Below are 19,017 nucleotides of genomic sequence, written 5' to 3'. Positions count from 1 at the left end.
CATGGCGCGAGCGCACAACATCATGCTGGGCTTTCCGAACCGGATCGACCAGTGCGAGATCACGGGCGGCGCATGGGTGGAGAGCCTGCCGCTCGCCAATCTGCGCAACCGCCTGTTCAGCCGTGTCGCGCGCTCCGCGAGCGCGGCCGAGAACGCGACGCAGATGGTGCTCGACCTCGGCGACCCGAAGTCCATCCGCGTCCTCGGGCTCATCGCCCACACGATCACCCTGCAGGGGCGCCTGCGCATCGAGGCCTCGCAGTTCGCCGACTTCCGGACGCTCGTCCACGACACCGGCTTCCGCGACGCCTGGGGCGGGCTGATCGGCGCGCCGTGGATGATCAACGAGCTGGAGTGGGAGTCCGACAACTACTGGTACGGCACATACAGCCGTGAGCAGGTCGAAGGCTTCACCGCCGTCTCGGTGCATGTGCTCGACGCCCCGGTGTTCGCGCGCTTCTGGCGCCTATCGATCCAGGACGCGCGCAACCCGGCGGGCTTCATCCAGATCGGCCGCCTTTTCATCGGCGAGGGCGTGCAGCCGCGCATCAACTATTCCTGGGGCGCGGGTGCCGCCTACGAGACCGGCACGCAGGTCGAGACCGCGCTCGGCGGCGCCGAGTTCTTCGACGTGCGCGAGCCGGTGCGCGTGTTCCGCTTCACGCTTGAGCACATGGCCGACGAGGAAGCCTTCGGCACCTTCCAGGAGATCGTGCGGCGCGCCGGCATCCACGGCGAGCTGATGGTGATCCCGGACCCGACCGACCTCTATCAGGGCCTTCGCCGCAACTTCATGGGCCGCCTGCGCCAGCTCTCGCCGCTCGAGCAGGTGACGTGGATGAACGGCGGCTCGGCCCATTCCATGGCTTTCGAGATCAAGGAGCTTCGCTGACATGGCCACGAAACCGACTGCCGAGCTGGATCGGCTCGCGCGCGTCAACGGCGAGTTCTACGATGCGACGGCGAACCCGTTCGGCCTCGGCAATGGCGGCCACCGGCAGGTGTTCCCGAAGGCGCTGCAGGACTTCAGCGTCGTCGGCAACTTCGTCGCGATCACCGCCGACGAGGTCTGGCAGCTGCGACAGGCGACGTCCGACGATCGCCGCCAGACAGGGCAGGATCGCGCAGCCGCTGCCGCGAGCGCAGCGGCTGCCGCGACGTTCAACCCGGCGAACTATGTCCGGTCCGATTCTCCCGGCCGCCTCGGCATAGAGTGGACGGGCAACGCCCTGCTCATGAAGATCGACGGGAGTGCGACTGCGCTTGCCTTCCGGGATGACGTTAATAACGCGTTGTCAGGCAAGATGGACAAAGGGGGCGGCACGTTCACCGGCGACGTAACCGTGCTGAATGGCGAGCTTGAAATTGCCGATACTCAAGGCATCGCTCCATCCCTTCGGTTTCAGCGCCTTGGCGTGAAAAATGCGAGACTGGCGCTCGACCACAACGGGAACCTGGTTTGGGTCGATGATGGTCTGGGTCGGATCCATTTCAGGCTCGGCCCTGACGGGTCCATTTTTACCGAGCAACTCGGAGACCTGAACACACGTATCGAAAACCGTGCGGCTGCCTTCGCCGATAACCGCGCTGCCGGACGAGTTGCCAAAACCGGCGACGAAATGACAGGTCCGTTGGAGATCATAGGCATCGGTGTTGCGCCGTCGCTATGGTTCCATCGCGGAGGGGTCAAGCGTGCCAGATGGTGCATCACCGTCGATGGTGCTTTGACCTACCAGGATCAAAGCGGCACCGATCATTTCAAAATTTTCGGGGACGGTTCCGTATGGACCCAGCAGCTCGGCGACCTTTTCACCGCTCTCAACGCCCGACCCATAGGTGACAGCGCGAAGGTTGTCGGCTTCGCGGGCGGGAACCCCGACCTCCCGTACATGCGCGGCGTCAACGATCAAGTCTATTATCTGGCGCGGCGCGGTGAAACAGATGCCGCAATCAACTCGAAGATGCCGTTGCCGGAAGTCTCCAACAATCCGGACGTGACCAACTTCCCAATCGGCACGGTTTTAATCGCTCTGTACGCCTCCGGCGGTTTGACCATCCGCCAATACATCTCATTGGGAAAGGGGGCGGGGGCTGCAGCCTACTACCAAGTCAATGGTTCCATTCCCCTAGCGGGGACATGGGTCGTTCTTGGGCTGACTGGTTTCCTGTCACCCAACAGCGCCAGTCCGGTTTATGCTTGCCAGAGGATCGCGTGATGGAACTCCTCGAAATCTTCGCCCACGAAGACTACCACGTGCTGCGCGTTCGGCTGGCGGATGGTGGCGACATCGTGCCGTACACCTACCGCTCGGACGATCCTTACGCGCCGGCAGAGCTGCGCGAGCTGGTCGAGGCGCGGATCGCCGAGGGCGATATTCCGGCATTGCCGGACGACTTGAAGCCGGAGCCTCCGCCGCCCGAGCCGCACGTTCGCGACAAGATGTCCGTCATCAACAGCTTCACCGACGAGCAGTTCGAGACGTGGGACGAGCGCTTCCGCACGGCGCCGGCGCGCCAGCGCGTAACCTGGAACAACGGCTCGACCTTCACCAGCACCGATGATGCCTGGCCGACGGTGCAGGCGCTGTTCGTACACGTCTTCGGCGCGGAGGTCGGGAAGGGCTTCTTCCCGGATCACCCGACCGGATGAAGAGAAGTGCGCCGGGCGATACGGAACGCGCCCGGCGCTCTGGAGGTCAGGCTGTAAGGCGCCCGATGCTGGCACGATAGTGCCCGAGGCTTAACGAATGGCCCCCATGACCGGGTTTGGCTGGCGGCTCCCGGCGCTCATCGGATGAAGGAGAGCCGGGCCGTGATCATCGCCGCTGCCACCATCAGACAGATCAGCAAGATCAGGCGCAACGGCGAGTAGCGGCCGCGTTCGCAGCCATCATGACGGGGTTTTTCCAAAAGCCTCGCCCTCCCAAGCGAGTGGGTCTTTAAGAGGGCTAACGCGCCGCGATGGCAATTTCGTCATTATAACGGGGAGTTGAGTATTCCTGCGGCGCGGCGTCTGGCGTCGGAAGGTTCTCGCCAGCGCGATCCTGTGCGCCCTCGACGAGGCAGAGATCGACGCCCTGTTCGAAGATGCAGCCCTGATAGGCTGACGGCCGCACCCACAACCTGACCGACACCGGCGCCCGCGAGGCGCCTTTTCATGGAGCCTGTGGAAAGACTGACGCTAGCATTGACCTCGCTTTTTGCTAGCCGCAACTTGCTAGCATCGAAGGTAGGAGATGCTAGCATGAGTGATGACCTTTTTGACGGTGCCGCTGCTCGCAGCGCGATAGCGAAGAAAGCGGCTGACGCTAGGTGGAGCGGAGAGAAAACGCTGCCTCGGGCGGTGTACGGATCGGCTGACGCACCCCTTAAAATCGGCCGGATTGACCTGCCCTGCTACGTTCTCGACGACGAGCGGCGGGTTCTGACGGCTAGCGGTGTGCAGTTTGGCATGGCCATCGCCCAAGGCGGGTCGATGAAAAAGGGCCTGAGTCGGCTGGAGCTTTTCACTAGCGGAAAGATCATTTCCCCCTTTGTTTCCAGTGATTTGAGGGAGAGAGTCCAAAACCCTATTCTGTTCAGAACGCCGGCGAACGGGAAAGCTTACGGCTACGAAGCCGAGGTTCTCGTAGAGCTGTGCGAAGCGGTTCTGGAGGCGAGGCAAGCGGGCAAACTTCAGGCCCAGCAGATGCCGATCGCTCAGCAGTGCGAAATTCTCATGAGAGGTTTCGCGCGGGTTGGCATCGTAGCACTCGTTGATGAGGCTACGGGGTATGAGCGCGTCAGGAAACGCGGCGAACTCCATCAAATTCTGGAAGCGTACATCGCGAAAGAACTGATGCCTTGGAGCAAGCGGTTCCCCGATAGTTTCTACGAGGAAATGTTTCGCCTTCACTCATGGCCATATGACCCGAAGTCGGTTGCACGTCCCGGCGTCGTCGGAAAATACACCAACAAATACATCTATGAGGCTCTCCCTGACGGCGTCTTGGAGGAACTGAAGGCAAAAAATCCCGACAACAAGCGCCGTAACCACCAGTACCTCACTGAGGACGTGGGGCACCCTCACTTGCAACGGCAGATCACAGCTACGACGACTTTGATGAGAGCTTCCGACACGTGGCCAGCGTTCAAGAAGCTGTTCGCAGCAGCCCAATCTAGGTCGCGCCAAGAGTAGGCGGCAAACACGTCTCACCCACCAGGGCGGTTCTTCGGAGCCGCCCTTTTTCATGTCAGCATCATAGGAGAGACCGATGGACCTCACCCGGTTCTTCGACCGCATCCGCACGTCGCTGTTCGGCGGCACGCTATCGCAAGGCGCAGTGGACGGCATCAGCGCCATCCTGCCGGCGTTCGATCGCTGGGGCGATGGCGACCTGCGCAAGCTGGCGTACATCCTTGGCACGGCTTTCCACGAGGCCGACCGCTTCCGCACCATGCGCGAGTATGCCAGCGGTGCTGCCTACGAGGGGCGCGCCACCCTCGGCAACACGCAGAAGGGCGACGGCGTGCGCTTCCGTGGGCGCGGCTTCGTCCAGATCACAGGACGACGCAACTACACCGACTGGTCCCGGCGTCTCGGCATCGACCTCGTCGGCAAGCCCGAGCTGGTGGAAGATCGCGAGATCGCCGCGCGCATCCTTGTCGAGGGCATGATGCTCGGCACGTTCACGGGCCGGAAGCTGGCCGACTACATCGACAGCAACACGATGCTGACGGTCAGCCCTCCACGCCCCAAGGTGGACTACGTCAACGCCCGCCGCACGGTGAACGGCACCGACCGTGCCGCGCTGATCGCCGGCTATGCTGAAAAGTTCGAGGCCGCGCTGAAGGATGCGGGGTGGGGGTCGGAGGAGCACCTCATCACTCCATCGCCCACCCGCACCCGCGCCACCGTCCGCGCGGAGATCAACACCCTTCTCGATGAATACGAACGGCTGGAGGCCTGACATGCAAACCATCCTCGAAATCCTCGCCCCCGTCATCGCCGCGCTGCTCATGGCGCTGATCCCGGTCCTCGTCGCCGCCTTGGTGCAATGGTTCCGCAAACTCGGCATCGACATCGAGGCGAAGCACCGCGACGCGCTCCAGTCGGCCCTCCAGAGCGCCGCCATGCTGGCTCTAGCACGCGGCACGGGGCAGGGCGCTTCCTACGCAGCCATCGAGTACGTGCGTCAGTCGGTGCCTGACGCCGTGGCGAAGTTCGCCTTGGACGATCAGCGTATTGGCGAACTGCTTCTGCCGAAGATCACCGAGGCGAAGGTGCAGGCGCGCCGGCCAGAAGCCGCATCCTAATCCGCAAACCATGAGGCCGAGCCGGTGACCGGACTATCCCTAGGCGAGTTTGCAGCGGTCCTCACGGCGATCGGTGCCATCCTCGGCGGCTTGCTGGCATGGAGCACGTCGCAGGCCAACGCTAACGCCAAGACGCATGAAGGGCGCGTGCAGGATCTCCAGAAGGCCCTTGATGATCTGAGGGCTGATGGAGACGAGCGCATGGCCGAACTGCGGAAGGATTTCGAATGGCAGCGGCAGGATCAGGCGCGTCAGATGACGGACATGAAGGCCGCGATGGTCGCTCAGGCCCAGACTATCAACCGCCAGGAGATCATGCTTTCGGACTACGCGAGGCACGTCGGGAAGCTGGAGCGGATCATGGCCGCTGCGAAGCTGGAGATACCGGAATTCGAGACGACCCATTTCGGAGGTCAGTCATGAGGAAGCGCGACATCGCGATCCTGTTCTGCATGATGGCCTGCTTCACAGGCGCGGTCATGCTGACGATCGTCTACCAGGAGCAGGCGAGGAAGCGTGGCATCGAGAACATTGACGCCATCTGCCGTCAGCTTGAGGGGATCACCCAGATGCCTTGCCAATTGCAGCGGCCTCCGACTGGCCTGCGCGACGATAACGGATAGCGAACGGCACCACTGAGGCTGCGCGCGTCATGCACCGCTTCGCCGGGATTGCAGGACAGCGGGGCCGGTGCGATCCTCATTATCAAGCGAAAGTCCCAGCCTCGTTCCTTCCAGGGCCCGCCGTCTCTCCGGAGGCGGCGGGCTTTTTGCGTTTCGGCCGCTCCTCTATCCTGCCTTGCGGGCTTCCGCCGTGGCCAGTTCGACCGGCGAATGGGCCGGCCCGGCGACATAGCGAGGGCGGAAGGCGAGGAACGGCTTCTCGATCGCGTAGTGAAGCAAGGCTGCTGAGGCCAGCGAGAGCGGGATCACGACCAAGGCCGTCGTCAGAAGGGCGTCGTAGTACCCGTTTCCGCTGACCGTGACGTAGATGCCGTGACGCATCGCCGTCCCGATCACCGCGAAGTGGACGAGGTAGAGCGGAAAGCTGATCACGCCGACGTAGCCGACGAACCGTTTCATCATTCGCGGAAGTCGCCTGGAGAACGGCACGAACGTGTAGATGAAGAACGCCCACATCAGGCCTTCGACATCTCCCCAGACGATCTTCCAGGTCGCATCGTTCGGCCAGCCCCCGGCGCGGTTGAACGCCCAGAGAAGGCCGAAGGCCACAACGGCGGCAAGCGGGAACAGCTTCGCTCCTCGGAGCATGCCGGGATCATGGCGCGAAACGAGGAAGGCGAGGCACATCCCGATAAGAAACTGATCGATGCGTCCGAGCATCGTCCAGTACGATAGATCTCGGGGGCTGACGTCGGAAACGGCGACGACCATGAACCGGATCATGATCGCCGCCGCGATGAGCAAAAGCGCCGGCTTGATCCCCCGCCTGTTGATGAAAAACAGCACAAGGGGAAACAGAAGGTAGCATTGAAACTCGACCATCACCGCCCAGAACATCGCGGTGAAAGGCGAGGGCAACGGTTGGTACGACGGCAGCGGTAGGAGGCTGCTCAGAACGTCTACGGACGACAGTTGCAACGACGCGGCGGCCGCGAGGGTCATTGTCAGCATGAGCGGATACAAACGAACGACGCGCGCGGCGATGAACAGCGGGTACCGAACGTCGCGTCCGAATAGTCCGTTCGCCAGCACGAATCCGGACAGGACTACGAAGAGGGCGACACCCGAGTGCCCCTCCTCGATGAGGGCGATCAGCGGATTTCCGGCCGTTACCCAATGGGAAAACGGATCGAACGATGTGCCGTGCGCAAGCTGCGCGCCGATCAGCTGGAAGCCGTGATAGAATATGACGAGCAACGCAGCGAACGCCCGCAGTTCGTCCAACTCGGGGATATAGGTCCTATTCGGGCTGTTCACTTCGAAAGACATCCTGTTTCGAATGAGCGTTAGGCCGGGTGGCCGCGCTTCTTGTACGCGATCCGTTGATCGGTGCAGAGGCATACGCGGGCACCGCCTGCGTGTCTCGCGCCAACCGGGCGTCCTGATATTGTCGGCGCTCTAGTCGGTAGCTGAAATTCGAAGCTGCTGGCCGGCGAGATGGCCGGTCACACGCTCGCACTGACTTCGCAGACCGCAGCGATGGAGGCACAGACGCTGGCCACCGACCGCCATCGCCATGCGGTGGACGATCTCAAAGAGCAGGTGAGGGAGTTGCGGCAGGCGATGACGGGGAGGCGGTAGGGCGGTAGGGTTGATCTCAGAATTCACTCCTCGCCATGCGCCCTTCGTTCGCGGCACCGAAGCATTCACCGGGCGCAGCCACATTATGTGCATACGCGTCGTGTCGGTTAGCCAACGTTTGGAAACCAGCATGGACAATGCATCGATGTACCTACGGACTTTCGCGACCGCCTTGGCAACCACGACGATCGCGACGGCGGCCCACGCAACTCCGGAAGACTACGTGCCGCACCTTCCGGTCGCCATCATCGACATGGAGCTGAAAGAGCACGGAATGCAGGACGGCGAACTCGTCGCCTACTACGGCGAGACGATCGGGCGAGCGACGCTTAGGGTCCTCGGCGCTCCGGAGGCGGACGAGAATGGTGACGAGGACGATCGGTCCAGCGTCTCGGGCGAGACACCTGCCGCTCAGAGGGCGATGCTCGACCTCCTGTCGCGGAACCTGTCCGAAGGAACCGGAGCGCTCGGCGACGGCTACACGACGGATCCCGTTCGCCTCTTCCAGATCGACATCGACGGGACGGACGCGTTCGACGGATCACTCGCATGCGGGTTCATCCGTCGCCAGCAGTCGGAAGAGCGCGCTGGTGACGAAGAGCCAATGGTTCTTTCAGACCGAGTTTGCCTGACGCAGCATCAGGACAACATCATCGCGGTCTCGATCACGACGCCTCATCGTGCGAAGTCCATGCGTCAGGACATGGACCAGGCTCAGATCTCGTTCTCCGGAATGCTGATTGGCGCGATACTCCGCGACATGGAAGATGCCGACTGATTTGGTCGGCGGTGAGCCGCCAGCGCTGCCGCGATCGATCCGGCGGTCGTGGGGCAGGCGAGGGAGGCGTTGGCGGCGGAGTATGGTGGTTTGCTGTCGAGCAGCTTTCAGGAAAGGGCTTGCGGAAAGCTGCCGCGCTCATCGCCGCCTCCCCTTGATCGCGGAGTTCGCCCCAGCGTCCGTTTGAAAGCCTGGGTGAAGGCGCTCTGCGAACTGTAGCCAACCTCCTCGGCGACGGCGGCGACGCTTGACCCTGCGGCCAGTTTATGTCGTGCAAGAACCATTCGCCAGTGGGTCAGGTAGTCCATCGGCGGGCGACCGACGCGCCGGGTGAATTGGGACGTGAACGCCGAGCGAGACATGCCGACCTCTCGCGCGAGGAGGGGTGCCGTCCATCGGTGGGCGACGTCGTCGTGCATCAGGCCGATCGCTTTGGCCAAGCGGGGATTCGACAAAGCGGCGATCCATCCGATGCCGTCGCGTGACCCTGCGGTGACGAAGGCGCGGACGGCCTCGGCGACGAGAATCTCGGCCAGGCGGGCGGCAATGAGTGAACTCCCGATACCCGGATTTTCAACCTCCGCCCGCAGCGAGGCCAGTGTCCGCGCGATGGCCTTTGCGCTCGGCGACACGCGATCGATCCGAAGAAACCGTGGCAGGGCCTCGAGAACGAACGGGGCGCAGCCGTTCGCAAAGCCGCTACCGCCCCCTATCATCGCAGTGTCGCCACCATCACCCAACCGCACCACGTCCTGTCCCGGACCGGCGTAGAGCTTCATGCCGTCGACAGGTTCGATGCCGAGATCACTCGCCACGGCGTAGCGCGTGTCGCTCAGGAGAACGACGTCACCATCCTCCACCGGCTCCGGCTGCCTGTCTGGAAGCAGGAGCCAGCATTGACCACGCGTCACCGCCACGAACTTCAGGCGTGCCCGGCCGTCGAATGATAGCGACCAGTCGCCCGATGCCTCGAGGCTGGTACCGCGGACGCTTCTTGTGCCGAGGAGCGACACCACTTGGGAAAACGGATCAAGCATGACTTTGGCGGATCGCGACAGGAAAACGGTTTATCGAACATAGAGCCGCTCGCGGCGCTCTCATAGGCTTGCTCCTCTCAACCAAGGAGGTGTTCATGACCGTCGCGAACAAGATCGTCGCCATCACCGGGGCCGGACGAGGGATCGGCCGAGCCACGGCTCTGAACCTTGCCGCACGCGGAGCTCGCCTCGTGCTGGGAGCGAGAACCGAGGACGAGATCGCCACCGTTTCCGGCGAGATCGAGGATAAAGGCGGAAGCGTCGTCTTTCGAAGGGTGGACGTAATCCGCCGCGCGGATCTCGAGGCCCTTGCTGGCTTGGCCCAGGATCGGTTCGGCCGACTGGACGTGATCGTCAACAACGCCGGGATCGGACCAATCTCCCGCTTTGACGCTCTACGGCTCGATGACTGGGACGCGATGATCGACGTCAACCTGAAGGGCGCTCTCTATGGGATCGCGGCGGTGCTGCCGATCTTCAGCGCCCAGCGTAGCGGCCACGTCGTGAATGTCATCTCGACCGCCGGGCTGAAGATCGTCCCGACCATGGGGGTCTACGCCGCGACCAAGAATGCGCTGCGGACGGCGACCGAGGCTCTTCGGCAGGAATGTGTGCCGGGCCTCCGGGTCACCGAGGTGTCTCCGGGGTTCATCGACACGACATTCGTCGATTCTTCGATCACCGATCCGGTCGTTCGAGAAGCAGTCAGCCGGCAGAAGCAGGAACTCGCCATCTCGCCGGACGCCATCGCGCGGGCCATTGCCTTTGCGATCGAGCAGCCAGACGACGTTGAAATCGGCAGCATCGTCGTCCGGCCTACCGCGCAGGATTGAGAGGCCAAGGGCAATGGATGTCGGCTTTCGGGTACTTTCACGCGGCGGTCCCAATGACGTGAATGGGTCGAAGGCTGCCGGTGGCGTCAATCCTCCCCGATATGCCTGGCAGAAGCTCGCTGATGACCACCCATTCCTCGTCCGACAGATCGCCCCGCGCCAGTGCCACCTCCTAAAAGGAAACCTTGAACCACGACTCAGTCGATCCGGAACCCACTTTGTCAACAGGACCTAGCTCATGTCCTTTCATGCGCGTCTCACTGGCGCCGAAGGATCATGCCACCATGGTGCAGCGTATCCCGATCGACGAAAGTGCCGTCAGCGGTAAAGCCGGTATCATCCCAATATTGGATGTAGTTACCCTCCACCTCGTAGCGGCCTTGATAAGCGCTTTCGCGCGTGCCGCGTGCTTCGTCGTATCGACCGTTCGGAAGCAACTCGTGGCGGATCCGGTTGTCATCCGTCACCCACATTCCGACGTAGGGGTGATTGGCTGTGAGCTTTACGGTCTCAGCCTCGGCGGTTTGGGTGAGGACTGCAAGGGCTATCGCGGACGCTAGTTTCTTCTGCATCATCTTAATCCTGATCAGGATAGGAGGATCAAGCGCCCTGTCGGGGGCGCTTGTGACAAGTCATTCGGCGAGTGGCTCGTTGTTCTCGACCACTTCGTCGTAGGCGACGAGGTCAAGAAAAGCTTCGGCCTCCACGACGAGCCCGTCTTCCATCTGGAAGATCCAGACAAACTGGTTCTCATATGGCGCGCCCGAGGTGGTGGTGCCCGAGCCGTCGAAGCGGACGATCACCGTGTCGCCGACCGACCAGATCGCGTGAACCTCGGGCACCACAGGCTCTGAAAGCCGACTGACGAGCGGAATGGAAGCATCTTCGAGGAAGCTTTCACGGTCATAAGTTCCCGCCACCGGCCCGGAGCCGTGGATCGTCCACCTCAGTTCGGGCGACAACAGCGGATCAAAAACGCTACCGCCGGCGGCCCAGCGATCAAAGGCCTCGCGGACGATGGCCGCGTTCCGTTCGGCGGCAGGATCAGGCGCTTCGGCCCGCGCCAGCGTCCCCAAGGCGGCTAGGCCGGCGGCGACAAGCGAAAGACACAGGCCGTGCCGGATGTAGGAACGCTTCATGTTTACTCTCCTTCACTGTGAGAAAATTTGAACGACCGAATTGTTTTGTTCATCCCTGCTGCCCTTGGGGGCGAACGGTGATCTCGTTCACGCCGACATTGTCAGGGCTTTCGATCACATGACGGACAAGGCGGCCGATATCGGCGGGCTGCAGGGCAATGGCGCGATACTCCTCCATGAACGCCATGGTCTCTTCGTGCGTGATGGTGCTGGCTAATTCGCTCTCGACCACACCCGGATTGACGCAGGTCACGCGGATATGGCTGTTCTCTTGGCGAAGACCGTCTGAGATCGCTCGGACTGCGAATTTCGTGCCACAGTAGACGGCGGCCGTCGGTACTGCGTTAAGCGCGCCGATCGAAGCAATGTTGATGATTTGACCTGATTGCTGTCGGTCCATCGATGGAAGGACCGCGCCGATGCCCCACAGCACCCCTTTGACGTTGACGTCGATCATGCGCTCCCATTCATCATGCTTGCCCGCTGACATCGGTGAAAGCGGCATCACGCCGGCATTATTTACCAGCACGTCGATCCGCCCCCAGAGCTCAAGCGCGGCGGTGGCAAAGGCGAACATGTCCTTCCGGCTGGTGACGTCGAGCGACCGTACTTCTGCCGTTCCGCCGGCCGCCACGATCTCCTTCGCGATCGCCTCAAGCCGGTTTGTCCGCCGGCCGCCGAGAAGTAATTTCGCACCGGCTACGCCCAGGGCGCGCGCGATGCCTTCGCCGATCCCGCTTGAGGCGCCGGTAATTAGAACGACCTTGTCCATGTGAATCATCTTCCGATCTGGCTCGTAGCTGTCCCGGTATAATTCACGCCATTCTTTGTAGCTGGTAGAGACCGGTTCCTTTGCAGCTTGGTTAGGAAAGCTGGACAATCACCATGGACCCCAACCTGCTGCCCCTCCTCCTAACCATCGCGAAGAGCAGAATTTTCGCGCTGCGTCCGACCGGGTAGGGTAACCCACTCGGCGTCAGCTAGTTGGTCCGGCCACCTGAGGAGCCGCTCGGCATCGCGTTGGTTGTACGGACTACTCGTTCGGTCCGGCTGACCGATACGGGCGCGGCGCTGGTTCGGTCCCCGGAGGGACCGTTTGTGGAAATCAAGAAAGTGCGGGTCGGAGCAAGCCCAAAGCGTGTAGGTGGGCCGGTGTCGCGCAGGATCCTGGCGCGCACCGTTGGGGCTGTGCGCCTGCCGAAACGTCCCGGCGTTCTCCATATGTTTGCATGACGCGACGAGACAACAGCGGCCTCCGCCTCAGCCAACGCCACGACCTCGGGCAGATGATCCGCATCACCTGTTTCCTGTGCCGGACGCCGCCCCGGCTCTACTGGCTCACGGACATGATCAGGCTTGTCGGGGATCGCGAGGTGGATTCGATGCGGCAGCGCCTCAAATGCGCGAAGTGCGGTAAGCGGGATTACATTGAAGTGGAGGGCGTCTCGCTACAGGCTTCGGAGAAGCAGGGCGCCGTGGTTCGGCATCTTCTGCGCATCGAGACGCGGCATCGCCCGGCGTAGGAAGACCGGGAGCTTTAGGCGAAGAACGCCATCACCTTAACCACGGTCATCAAGAGACTGGCAGCGCCGAACACTATAGCGGCCACGAACCACGGGTCTCGCCAAGCGGGTTTCACGATCGGCACCACGGATTGCCGCTGTTCGGCCAAGACTGTGCCAGCCCTTCGGCGATCAGGATCTCACCGGCATCGCGGCCGTCAGCGAGTGTGATGACAACGAGCTCGCGATCGTAGCGATCAGTGCCGGTAGTCTTCATGGAATAGCCGCCGGCCATCAGCGCTTGCAGGCGGCGTGTTGCGCGATCGCCGGCAGCACGCTCGGCCGAGCACTCCGGTCTGCTGATTTCCGGCGCGTCCACGCCGCCAGAGCGTGATGTCAGGCGCCATTTCACGCCGTCTTCCCAGCCTGTATCGCCGTCTACAACACAGGTAAGGCGACGTTCTGCGCGATTGCCGCCCGAGCAGACGGGAACGGCGAGAGCAGGGGCGTTGCTATCAGCAGCTGTCGCGGACGGCACCGACCAACCGGCTGCGCGCAGATCAAGCACGCCTGACGACTGAACGGCGAAGGGGGCAGCAAAGGCAAAAAGGCAGGCAGATACCAGAAGCATGAGCCGCGGTTCACCACTTGCATCGCGCCGCCGCTTTGCAGCCGGTGAAAGGCGCTGCCTGGCTGATCGCCACGACAGCACGCTCTTTTCCCAACCGTCTCCGCGTTGTCTGCGTCGGGCTCTCATCTAACCAATCTGCGGGGAATAGGTGAAGGTCGCGTTGCGATCGCTAACCGCTTCTGCGGAAAGCGCTTCTCAATCAGCCCGACATGCTCTCAGCCAAACGCCTCTCAAGCAGCCGTATCAAGGCACGGTAAAGCTTCACGCAGGCCTGATAGCCCGGATCTGTTGCATGGTGCGGCAGGTAAAGCGCATCGCCTTCCAGCGAGGCGAGCTGTTGGACGAGGTCGCGACGCAACTTCATGCGGTATCGCCTCGTCGCTTCCGGCGTCTTCTTGCTCGCTGATGCCACCTGCTGGTCGAAGAGGTAAAGCCAGCGCGACTGGTCGGCCTCACCGCTCACCTGAGCTTCATTGCAGGCTTTGCGGACGAGCTCGAGCGCATCGCGTCGGCGAAGTGCTTTCACGCTTCGTCTTCATCCTGGAGGAGCAGCCCATCATCCGTCAGCATGAACCACGCCTTTCATGCCTCGGCCTGTGATCCACTGAGCGAGGTCGAGCTTCACCAGGCATCGGTTTCTCACACGAAGCCCTCGTCGATCGCGGACACCGCTGCGTCCATAGCCAGACCAACGATGGCAAGGTCAGACCGTTTCGCGCTGAAGCGCAGCAACAGCCTGCTTGGTCGCTTCGGTAAGGCCCGCGGGCAAGCCATCTAAATCGAACCATTCTAGGCTCGACAGCGCGTCGGGTTCCAAGATGGATGGCGTACCTTCGTGGCGATCGACGCGAAACACCGGAGCGATCCAGTGTTGACCGTTCACCTGATCGATTTGATCTACAACGCAGAGCAGATCGATCGGCTCGATGGTGATGCCGAGTTCTTCGCGTATCTCGCGCGCGACAGCCTTGGCGACTGGCTCGAAGAGATCGACCTTGCCACCAGGCAACCCCCAACATCCCGCCTCGGGCTGACGTCGTCTCCGAACTAGGAGAATCCTTCCGTTCTCGATGATGGCTGCGCCGCATCCTACACGCGGCCCAACGGCTTCGATGTTCACCATTAACGATCCACCTTGATTCTGAAGACACCTCATATCCCGCCACCAGGTAAGCAGCTATGGCCGTGAACTCAGCCTCCAGGTCGGCCTTTGGGACAGGGTTTGCCCCCGCTTGCAAAACGGCAGCCCTCAATCCTCCCCGAACATGCCCGCCGGCAGATCGCCGTGCCGCGCCAGCACGGCCGGCTCCTCCAGAACCTCGCCCGTGTCCGTGTCCACCGTTTGCGTGATGGCGACAACGCCTGCCAGGCGCTCTGCGTCACGATCGGCCCGCGCCACGGCCGCCTGGGCGGATGGAAACTCCATCTGACGGCCGGCGACGAGCTTCTTCCCCTGCCGCTCGAACTGCTGGACGATGTAGAGAGTCTTGGCGGGCATGGCGAGCTCCGGTTTCCACAGATCGCGATATGTGGGGACAAAGAACGTCAAGCGAACATGGCTCCCCACATTCCCCCGATTTTCCCCCGCACCAGCACGCACGTTCATGCACTGTTCCGCTTTGAGGTGCTTCGTTCTACGAGGTGGAGTGGCCGGAAACCCCTGAAAACATGGTGGGCGCGACAGGGATTGAACCTGTGACCCCTCCCGTGTGAAGGGAGTGCTCTCCCGCTGAGCTACGCGCCCGGCCGGACGGCGAGGCGTCTCGCGTCGTCGGGTCAGGCGATATAGTCGGAGGCGCCCGCCTTCGTCAACCGGCCGCGAGGCGGCGGGCGAGAAGCCTTTCCAGCATATCCGCGTCGATGGCGGCAAAGTCCGAGATCACGCGCGTCGCCGCCCTCCGCGCGGTCTCGTCCGGCTCGTAGCCGAAATCGGCCAGGATCGAAGGAATGCCACAGGCGAAGGCCGCGTCGATGTCGGTCATCGTGTCGCCGATCATCACCGCGCGAGCGGCGTTGCTGCCGGCGCGCTCGATCGTTCCGAGAAGATGGATCGGATCGGGCTTGCGCCGGGCGAAGGTATCCGCGCCGCAGACGGTGGCGAAATGGCAGGAGAGGCCGAGCGCGTCCAAAAGGCTGCGCGCGAGGCCTTCGAATTTGTTGGTGCACACCGCCATGACGACGCCGCACGCCGCAAGGCGCTCCAGCATCTCGACGGTTCCCGGAAAGGGCTGCGATAGATCGGCTATGTGGGCCTGGTAATGCGCTAGGAACCGCTCTGTATGCGCGGCCCTTAAGTCTTCGTCGAGCGGCACGCCGGCACGATCATAGGCGTATTCGAGCATCACGCGCACGCCCTTGCCGGCATTGGGGCGGATGTCGTCGAGGCCAATCTCGTCCATTCCGGCGCCGCGCAGGCAATGGTTGAGGCTGGCGGCGAGGTCCGGCGCACTGTCGACAAGCGTCCCGTCGAGATCGAAGACGGCGAGGAGGGGGCCGTCCTCCGCTGGATCGTAAGGCACGGGGGAAGGGCGAGGGGGCGTGACGCGAAGCTGGCTCATCCCTTCGGCAGATTGCGAAGGCCCGCCCGCCCGTCAAGGCGCGGCGCCGCTTCAGGCTTGCGCGAGGCTGCTCTCGGGTCGGTTCGCGCCCGCGTTGGCGCAAACCGGCCACAGGCGCGGCCCTTCCATCCCCGCGTCGATGCTGTAGGAGAGAGCCGCGAGCGCGGGGAGCGAAGTCATGGCGGATGCGGCGGAATTGAAACGGGAAGCGGCGCGCGAGGCGCTGGGCGAGGTGCGCGACGGGATGCGTCTCGGCATCGGCTCCGGCTCGACGGCGGAGGCCTTCGTGAAGCTCCTTGGCGAACAGGTCGCCAGCGGGCTGAAGGTCATCGGCGTGCCGACGTCTTCCCGCACCGCAGCCCTTTGCGAGGAAGTCGGCGTGAGCTTGACGACGCTGGACGAGACGCCCGAACTCGACCTGACCATCGACGGTGCGGACGAGACCGATGGCGATCTGCGGCTCGTCAAGGGCGGCGGCGGCGCGCTCCTGCGCGAGAAGATCGTCGCGGCGGCCTCGCGGCGCATGATCGTGATCGCGGACGAAAGCAAGCTGGTCGATGCCCTCGGCGCCTTTCCTCTCCCGATCGAGGTCAACGGCTTCGGGCTGACGGCGACCGTGCTGGCGATCGAAAAGGTGGCGGCGGCACAAGGGCTTGCGGGCACGATCATGTTGCGCAAGCGCGGCGAGGAACCGTTCATCACCGATGGGGGGCACCTTATTCTTGACGCATCATTTGGCCTCATTCGCGATCCAGAAGCGCTGTCTGTGGCGCTTCACGCCGTGCCGGGCGTGGTCGAGCACGGCCTGTTCATCGGTCTCGCGCAGGAATTGATCCTCGCCGGGCCGTCCGGCGTCCGGCGGATCGGCCGCTGATTGCGCGGCGAAGGCTTGCGGCAACAGGGCGATCGTCCTAGTGACCGTAACGTTCACCCGGCCAAGACCGATGGAGAAGAAGAGTTGATGGCTTTCACCCAAACCTGGCGGAACGCCGGCATGGCTTTCGCGGCACTCGCCACGATCCTTTCGGCAGGCGCGGCGCAGGCGCAGGATGCGAGCCCCTCCCATCTGGCCGCAGCGCGCGAGGCGGTCGCCGCGATCGACACCACCGATCAGTTCGACGAGGTGCTGATCAACGCGGCGACGCAGATCAAGGCGGAGCTGATCGTCAACAACCCCAATCTCCAGAACGAGATTTCGGCGATGGTGGACGACAACGCCATCGAGCTTGCGCCGCGGCGCGCCGCGCTCGAGAATGAGATTGCCCGCATCTATTCGCGCGTCTTCACCGAGCAGGAACTGCGCGAGATTTCGCAGTTCTATACCTCGGAGGCCGGCCGCAAGCTGATCAACCAGGGGCCTCTCGCCACGCGCGAGATGATGTCGGCCGCCGATATCTGGGCGAACGGCATCGTACGCGACCTGCGCACCGCTTCCGAGGCGGGCATGCGCGATCTAGCCCCGCCTGCGGAGGCTGCGGCGAGCCCCGCGCAGTGATTTCCAGGGCGTAACGCGCTATCGGCATTCGGGCGGCCCTCTCGGCCGCCCTTTTCGTTTGAAGGACCGGCGAATCGTGACGAAACCCTCTTACGACTACGACCTCTTCGTCATCGGCGGCGGCTCCGGCGGGGTGCGCGCGGCGCGCCGTTCGGCGGCGCTCGGCAAGCGCGTTGCGATCGCGGAGGAGTTCCGTTTCGGCGGCACCTGCGTCATCCGCGGCTGCGTGCCGAAGAAGCTCCTCGTCTACGCCTCGCAGTTCTCCGAATCCTTTGAGGACGCGGCCGGCTACGGCTGGTCGGTCGGCTCGCGCAGCTTCGACTGGGCCAAGCTGATCGCCAACAAGGATAACGAGATTGACCGCCTGGAGAGCATCTACCGGCGCAATCTCGAAGGCGCCGGTGCGGAGCTTCTGGCAACGCGCGCCGTGCTCGAAGGGCCGCACGAGATCCGTCTGCTGGCGACCGATAAGGTGGTCACGGCCGAGCGCATTCTGATAGCGGTGGGTGGGCGCCCCAATCCCTTCGCCGACATGCCCGGCGCCGAGCACTGCATCTCGTCGAACGAGGCGTTCCACCTGAAGCGCCTGCCGCGCTCCGTCGTGATTCTCGGCGGCGGCTACATTGCGGTTGAGTTCGCCAACGTCTTCCACGGCCTCGGCGTCGAGACGACGCTCGTCTACCGCGGTCGCGAGATCCTGCAGGGCTTCGATGACGACCTGCGTCATGAACTGCATCAGGCGATGGTGAAGAAGGGCATCCGCATCCGCTGCGAGGATACGCTGCGCGAGGTGGTGCAGAAGCCGGACGGCCGTTTCGAGGCGCATCTGAAGAGCGGGGACTGCCTGGATGCCGACGAGGTGCTGCTGGCCATCGGCCGCAAGCCCAACACGGAGGATCTGGGCTGCGAGAAGGCAGGGGTCGAGCTGGACTCGCGCGGCGCCATCGTTGTCGACGAATACTCCAAAACTACCGCCGACCACATCCACGCGATCGGCGACGTCACGGGGCGCGTGGCCCTGACGCCCGTCGCGATCCACGAGGCGATGTGCTTCGTCGACACGATCTATCTCGACCGACCGACAAAACCGGATTTCGATATGATCCCGACGGCGGTGTTCTCGCAGCCCGAGATCGGTACGGTCGGGATGACCGAGGCGCATGCGGCGCGCGAATTCGACGAGGTCGAAATCTACAAGGCGACGTTCCGGCCGATGAAGCATACGCTTTCGGGCCGGGACGAGAAGACGATGATGAAGCTCGTGGTGGAGGCCGCGAGCGGCGTCGTCGTCGGTGCTCACGTCTTCGGCCCCGATGCGGGCGAGCTCGCACAGGTTCTCGGCATCTGTGTAAAGGCCAAACTGACCAAGGCGGCCTTCGACGCGACGATGGCTGTGCATCCGGCCGCCGCCGAGGAACTCGTCACGATGTATACGCCGAGCTACCGTCTTAAAGGCAGCGAGCGCGTCGCCGCCTGACAGGCGGC

The 19,017-nt window shown here is 63.2% G+C and carries 24 protein-coding genes and 1 tRNA gene; 14 read left to right on the top strand and 11 right to left on the bottom strand.

Annotation, left to right across the window (positions count from 1 at the left end):
- Position 1: 1 nt before the first annotated feature.
- The 8 genes from H1343_RS10220 (at position 2) to H1343_RS10185 (ending at position 5,918) form a co-directional block, all read left to right on the top strand.
- Positions 2 to 892, top strand: coding sequence for a hypothetical protein (locus H1343_RS10220; protein ID WP_185982817.1), 891 nt, complete (start codon positions 2 to 4; stop codon positions 890 to 892).
- Between the two features lies 1 nt (position 893).
- Positions 894 to 2,216, top strand: coding sequence for a hypothetical protein (locus H1343_RS10215; RefSeq protein ID WP_185982816.1), 1,323 nt, complete (start codon positions 894 to 896; stop codon positions 2,214 to 2,216).
- Positions 2,216 to 2,650, top strand: coding sequence for a hypothetical protein (locus tag H1343_RS10210; RefSeq protein ID WP_185982815.1), 435 nt, complete (start codon positions 2,216 to 2,218; stop codon positions 2,648 to 2,650). The genes H1343_RS10215 and H1343_RS10210 overlap by 1 nt, the downstream gene beginning before the upstream one ends.
- Positions 2,651 to 3,244: 594 nt before the next feature.
- Complete coding sequence (locus tag H1343_RS10205; protein WP_185982814.1) at positions 3,245 to 4,177, top strand: P63C domain-containing protein; 933 nt, start codon at positions 3,245 to 3,247, stop codon at positions 4,175 to 4,177.
- A gap of 76 nt (positions 4,178 to 4,253) precedes the next feature.
- Entirely contained in the window at positions 4,254 to 4,949 is a 696-nt protein-coding gene (locus H1343_RS10200; protein WP_185982813.1) for a hypothetical protein, read from the top strand.
- A 1-nt stretch (position 4,950) separates the two neighbouring features.
- The gene (locus H1343_RS10195; RefSeq protein ID WP_185982812.1) at positions 4,951 to 5,295 is read left to right on the top strand and encodes a hypothetical protein; all 345 of its coding nucleotides are present in this window, start codon (positions 4,951 to 4,953) and stop codon (positions 5,293 to 5,295) included.
- Between the two features lie 24 nt (positions 5,296 to 5,319).
- Positions 5,320 to 5,718 carry a hypothetical protein gene (locus H1343_RS10190; protein WP_185982811.1) on the top strand — a complete coding sequence of 133 codons (399 nt, stop codon included), beginning with the start codon at positions 5,320 to 5,322 and terminating at the stop codon, positions 5,716 to 5,718.
- A complete protein-coding gene (locus H1343_RS10185; protein WP_185982810.1) occupies positions 5,715 to 5,918 on the top strand; it encodes a hypothetical protein in 204 nt (67 codons plus the stop codon). Before H1343_RS10190 ends, H1343_RS10185 begins: the two co-directional genes overlap by 4 nt.
- 165 nt (positions 5,919 to 6,083) lie before the next feature.
- On the opposite strand, the gene H1343_RS10180 is transcribed toward H1343_RS10185, so the two are convergent.
- A complete protein-coding gene (locus tag H1343_RS10180) occupies positions 6,084 to 7,202 on the bottom strand; it encodes an acyltransferase family protein (RefSeq protein ID WP_210270022.1) in 1,119 nt (372 codons plus the stop codon).
- A 367-nt stretch (positions 7,203 to 7,569) separates the two neighbouring features.
- On the opposite strand from H1343_RS10180, the gene H1343_RS10175 reads away from it, so the two are divergent.
- A complete protein-coding gene (locus H1343_RS10175; RefSeq protein WP_185982808.1) occupies positions 7,570 to 8,337 on the top strand; it encodes a hypothetical protein in 768 nt (255 codons plus the stop codon).
- 107 nt (positions 8,338 to 8,444) lie between these two features.
- Here the strand turns inward: H1343_RS10175 and H1343_RS10170 are convergent, their stop codons facing one another.
- Positions 8,445 to 9,374, bottom strand: coding sequence for an AraC family transcriptional regulator (locus H1343_RS10170; RefSeq protein WP_185982807.1), 930 nt, complete (start codon positions 9,372 to 9,374; stop codon positions 8,445 to 8,447).
- 95 nt (positions 9,375 to 9,469) lie between these two features.
- Here H1343_RS10170 and H1343_RS10165 point away from each other — a divergent pair, with 95 nt between their 5' ends.
- Complete coding sequence (locus H1343_RS10165; RefSeq protein WP_185982806.1) at positions 9,470 to 10,207, top strand: SDR family oxidoreductase; 738 nt, start codon at positions 9,470 to 9,472, stop codon at positions 10,205 to 10,207.
- Positions 10,208 to 10,464: 257 nt separating this feature from the next.
- Here H1343_RS10165 and H1343_RS10160 read toward each other — a convergent pair whose 3' ends face one another.
- From H1343_RS10160 to H1343_RS10150, 3 genes are read right to left on the bottom strand one after another with little or no spacing between them, the layout of a single operon-like run.
- Positions 10,465 to 10,779: an Atu4866 domain-containing protein gene (locus H1343_RS10160; RefSeq protein WP_185985594.1), complete on the bottom strand. Its 315-nt coding sequence runs from the start codon at positions 10,777 to 10,779 to the stop codon at positions 10,465 to 10,467.
- 60 nt (positions 10,780 to 10,839) lie between these two features.
- Entirely contained in the window at positions 10,840 to 11,346 is a 507-nt protein-coding gene (locus H1343_RS10155) for a nuclear transport factor 2 family protein (RefSeq protein ID WP_185982805.1), read from the bottom strand.
- A 49-nt stretch (positions 11,347 to 11,395) separates the two neighbouring features.
- A complete protein-coding gene (locus H1343_RS10150; protein WP_185982804.1) occupies positions 11,396 to 12,118 on the bottom strand; it encodes an SDR family oxidoreductase in 723 nt (240 codons plus the stop codon).
- Positions 12,119 to 12,632: 514 nt separating this feature from the next.
- Here H1343_RS10150 and H1343_RS10145 point away from each other — a divergent pair.
- On the top strand, positions 12,633 to 12,869 hold the full coding sequence (locus H1343_RS10145; RefSeq protein WP_185982803.1) for a hypothetical protein: 237 nt from the start codon (positions 12,633 to 12,635) through the stop codon (positions 12,867 to 12,869).
- A gap of 112 nt (positions 12,870 to 12,981) precedes the next feature.
- On the opposite strand, the gene H1343_RS10140 is transcribed toward H1343_RS10145, so the two are convergent.
- The 6 genes from H1343_RS10140 to H1343_RS10115 form a co-directional block, all read right to left on the bottom strand.
- A complete protein-coding gene (locus H1343_RS10140) occupies positions 12,982 to 13,479 on the bottom strand; it encodes a thermonuclease family protein (protein ID WP_185982802.1) in 498 nt (165 codons plus the stop codon).
- A gap of 199 nt (positions 13,480 to 13,678) precedes the next feature.
- The gene (locus H1343_RS10135) at positions 13,679 to 14,005 is read right to left on the bottom strand and encodes a hypothetical protein (RefSeq protein ID WP_185982801.1); all 327 of its coding nucleotides are present in this window, start codon (positions 14,003 to 14,005) and stop codon (positions 13,679 to 13,681) included.
- A gap of 177 nt (positions 14,006 to 14,182) precedes the next feature.
- Positions 14,183 to 14,602, bottom strand: a complete 420-nt coding sequence (locus H1343_RS10130; protein ID WP_185982800.1) for an NUDIX domain-containing protein — start codon at positions 14,600 to 14,602, stop codon at positions 14,183 to 14,185.
- A gap of 126 nt (positions 14,603 to 14,728) precedes the next feature.
- Positions 14,729 to 14,977 carry a hypothetical protein gene (locus tag H1343_RS10125; RefSeq protein WP_185982799.1) on the bottom strand — a complete coding sequence of 83 codons (249 nt, stop codon included), beginning with the start codon at positions 14,975 to 14,977 and terminating at the stop codon, positions 14,729 to 14,731.
- Positions 14,978 to 15,148: 171 nt separating this feature from the next.
- A tRNA-Val gene (locus H1343_RS10120) sits at positions 15,149 to 15,223 on the bottom strand.
- A gap of 64 nt (positions 15,224 to 15,287) precedes the next feature.
- Positions 15,288 to 16,037: an HAD hydrolase-like protein gene (locus H1343_RS10115; RefSeq protein WP_185982798.1), complete on the bottom strand. Its 750-nt coding sequence runs from the start codon at positions 16,035 to 16,037 to the stop codon at positions 15,288 to 15,290.
- A 178-nt stretch (positions 16,038 to 16,215) separates the two neighbouring features.
- On the opposite strand from H1343_RS10115, the gene rpiA reads away from it, so the two are divergent.
- The 3 genes from rpiA (at position 16,216) to gor (ending at position 19,009) form a co-directional block, all read left to right on the top strand.
- Positions 16,216 to 16,911 (top strand): ribose-5-phosphate isomerase RpiA, encoded by a 696-nt coding sequence (rpiA, locus tag H1343_RS10110; RefSeq protein ID WP_185982797.1) that lies wholly within the window; start codon positions 16,216 to 16,218, stop codon positions 16,909 to 16,911.
- Positions 16,912 to 16,998: 87 nt separating this feature from the next.
- Entirely contained in the window at positions 16,999 to 17,532 is a 534-nt protein-coding gene (locus H1343_RS10105) for a DUF2059 domain-containing protein (RefSeq protein WP_185982796.1), read from the top strand.
- A gap of 76 nt (positions 17,533 to 17,608) precedes the next feature.
- Positions 17,609 to 19,009 (top strand): glutathione-disulfide reductase, encoded by a 1,401-nt coding sequence (gor, locus tag H1343_RS10100; protein ID WP_185982795.1) that lies wholly within the window; start codon positions 17,609 to 17,611, stop codon positions 19,007 to 19,009.
- Positions 19,010 to 19,017 lie beyond the last annotated feature (8 nt).

Origin of the sequence: Aureimonas mangrovi (assembly GCF_014058705.1) — a bacterium.
GTDB lineage: Bacteria > Pseudomonadota > Alphaproteobacteria > Rhizobiales > Rhizobiaceae > Aureimonas > Aureimonas mangrovi.
Note: the sequence above shows the minus strand (reverse complement) of the source record. Positions and strands in the feature narration are given on the sequence as shown.

Coding starts and splice junctions, on each gene's coding strand:
- H1343_RS10220 (WP_185982817.1), top strand. CDS start 2: ATGGCGCGAGCGCACAACATCATGCTGGGCTTTCCGAACCGGATCGAC.
- H1343_RS10215 (WP_185982816.1), top strand. CDS start 894: ATGGCCACGAAACCGACTGCCGAGCTGGATCGGCTCGCGCGCGTCAAC.
- H1343_RS10210 (WP_185982815.1), top strand. CDS start 2,216: ATGGAACTCCTCGAAATCTTCGCCCACGAAGACTACCACGTGCTGCGC.
- H1343_RS10205 (WP_185982814.1), top strand. CDS start 3,245: ATGAGTGATGACCTTTTTGACGGTGCCGCTGCTCGCAGCGCGATAGCG.
- H1343_RS10200 (WP_185982813.1), top strand. CDS start 4,254: ATGGACCTCACCCGGTTCTTCGACCGCATCCGCACGTCGCTGTTCGGC.
- H1343_RS10195 (WP_185982812.1), top strand. CDS start 4,951: ATGCAAACCATCCTCGAAATCCTCGCCCCCGTCATCGCCGCGCTGCTC.
- H1343_RS10185 (WP_185982810.1), top strand. CDS start 5,715: ATGAGGAAGCGCGACATCGCGATCCTGTTCTGCATGATGGCCTGCTTC.
- H1343_RS10170 (WP_185982807.1), bottom strand. CDS start 9,374: ATGCTTGATCCGTTTTCCCAAGTGGTGTCGCTCCTCGGCACAAGAAGC.
- H1343_RS10165 (WP_185982806.1), top strand. CDS start 9,470: ATGACCGTCGCGAACAAGATCGTCGCCATCACCGGGGCCGGACGAGGG.
- H1343_RS10160 (WP_185985594.1), bottom strand. CDS start 10,779: ATGCAGAAGAAACTAGCGTCCGCGATAGCCCTTGCAGTCCTCACCCAA.
- H1343_RS10155 (WP_185982805.1), bottom strand. CDS start 11,346: ATGAAGCGTTCCTACATCCGGCACGGCCTGTGTCTTTCGCTTGTCGCC.
- H1343_RS10150 (WP_185982804.1), bottom strand. CDS start 12,118: ATGGACAAGGTCGTTCTAATTACCGGCGCCTCAAGCGGGATCGGCGAA.
- H1343_RS10145 (WP_185982803.1), top strand. CDS start 12,633: ATGATCCGCATCACCTGTTTCCTGTGCCGGACGCCGCCCCGGCTCTAC.
- H1343_RS10140 (WP_185982802.1), bottom strand. CDS start 13,479: ATGCTTCTGGTATCTGCCTGCCTTTTTGCCTTTGCTGCCCCCTTCGCC.
- H1343_RS10130 (WP_185982800.1), bottom strand. CDS start 14,602: ATGGTGAACATCGAAGCCGTTGGGCCGCGTGTAGGATGCGGCGCAGCC.
- H1343_RS10125 (WP_185982799.1), bottom strand. CDS start 14,977: ATGCCCGCCAAGACTCTCTACATCGTCCAGCAGTTCGAGCGGCAGGGG.
- H1343_RS10115 (WP_185982798.1), bottom strand. CDS start 16,037: ATGAGCCAGCTTCGCGTCACGCCCCCTCGCCCTTCCCCCGTGCCTTAC.
- rpiA (WP_185982797.1), top strand. CDS start 16,216: ATGGCGGATGCGGCGGAATTGAAACGGGAAGCGGCGCGCGAGGCGCTG.
- H1343_RS10105 (WP_185982796.1), top strand. CDS start 16,999: ATGGCTTTCACCCAAACCTGGCGGAACGCCGGCATGGCTTTCGCGGCA.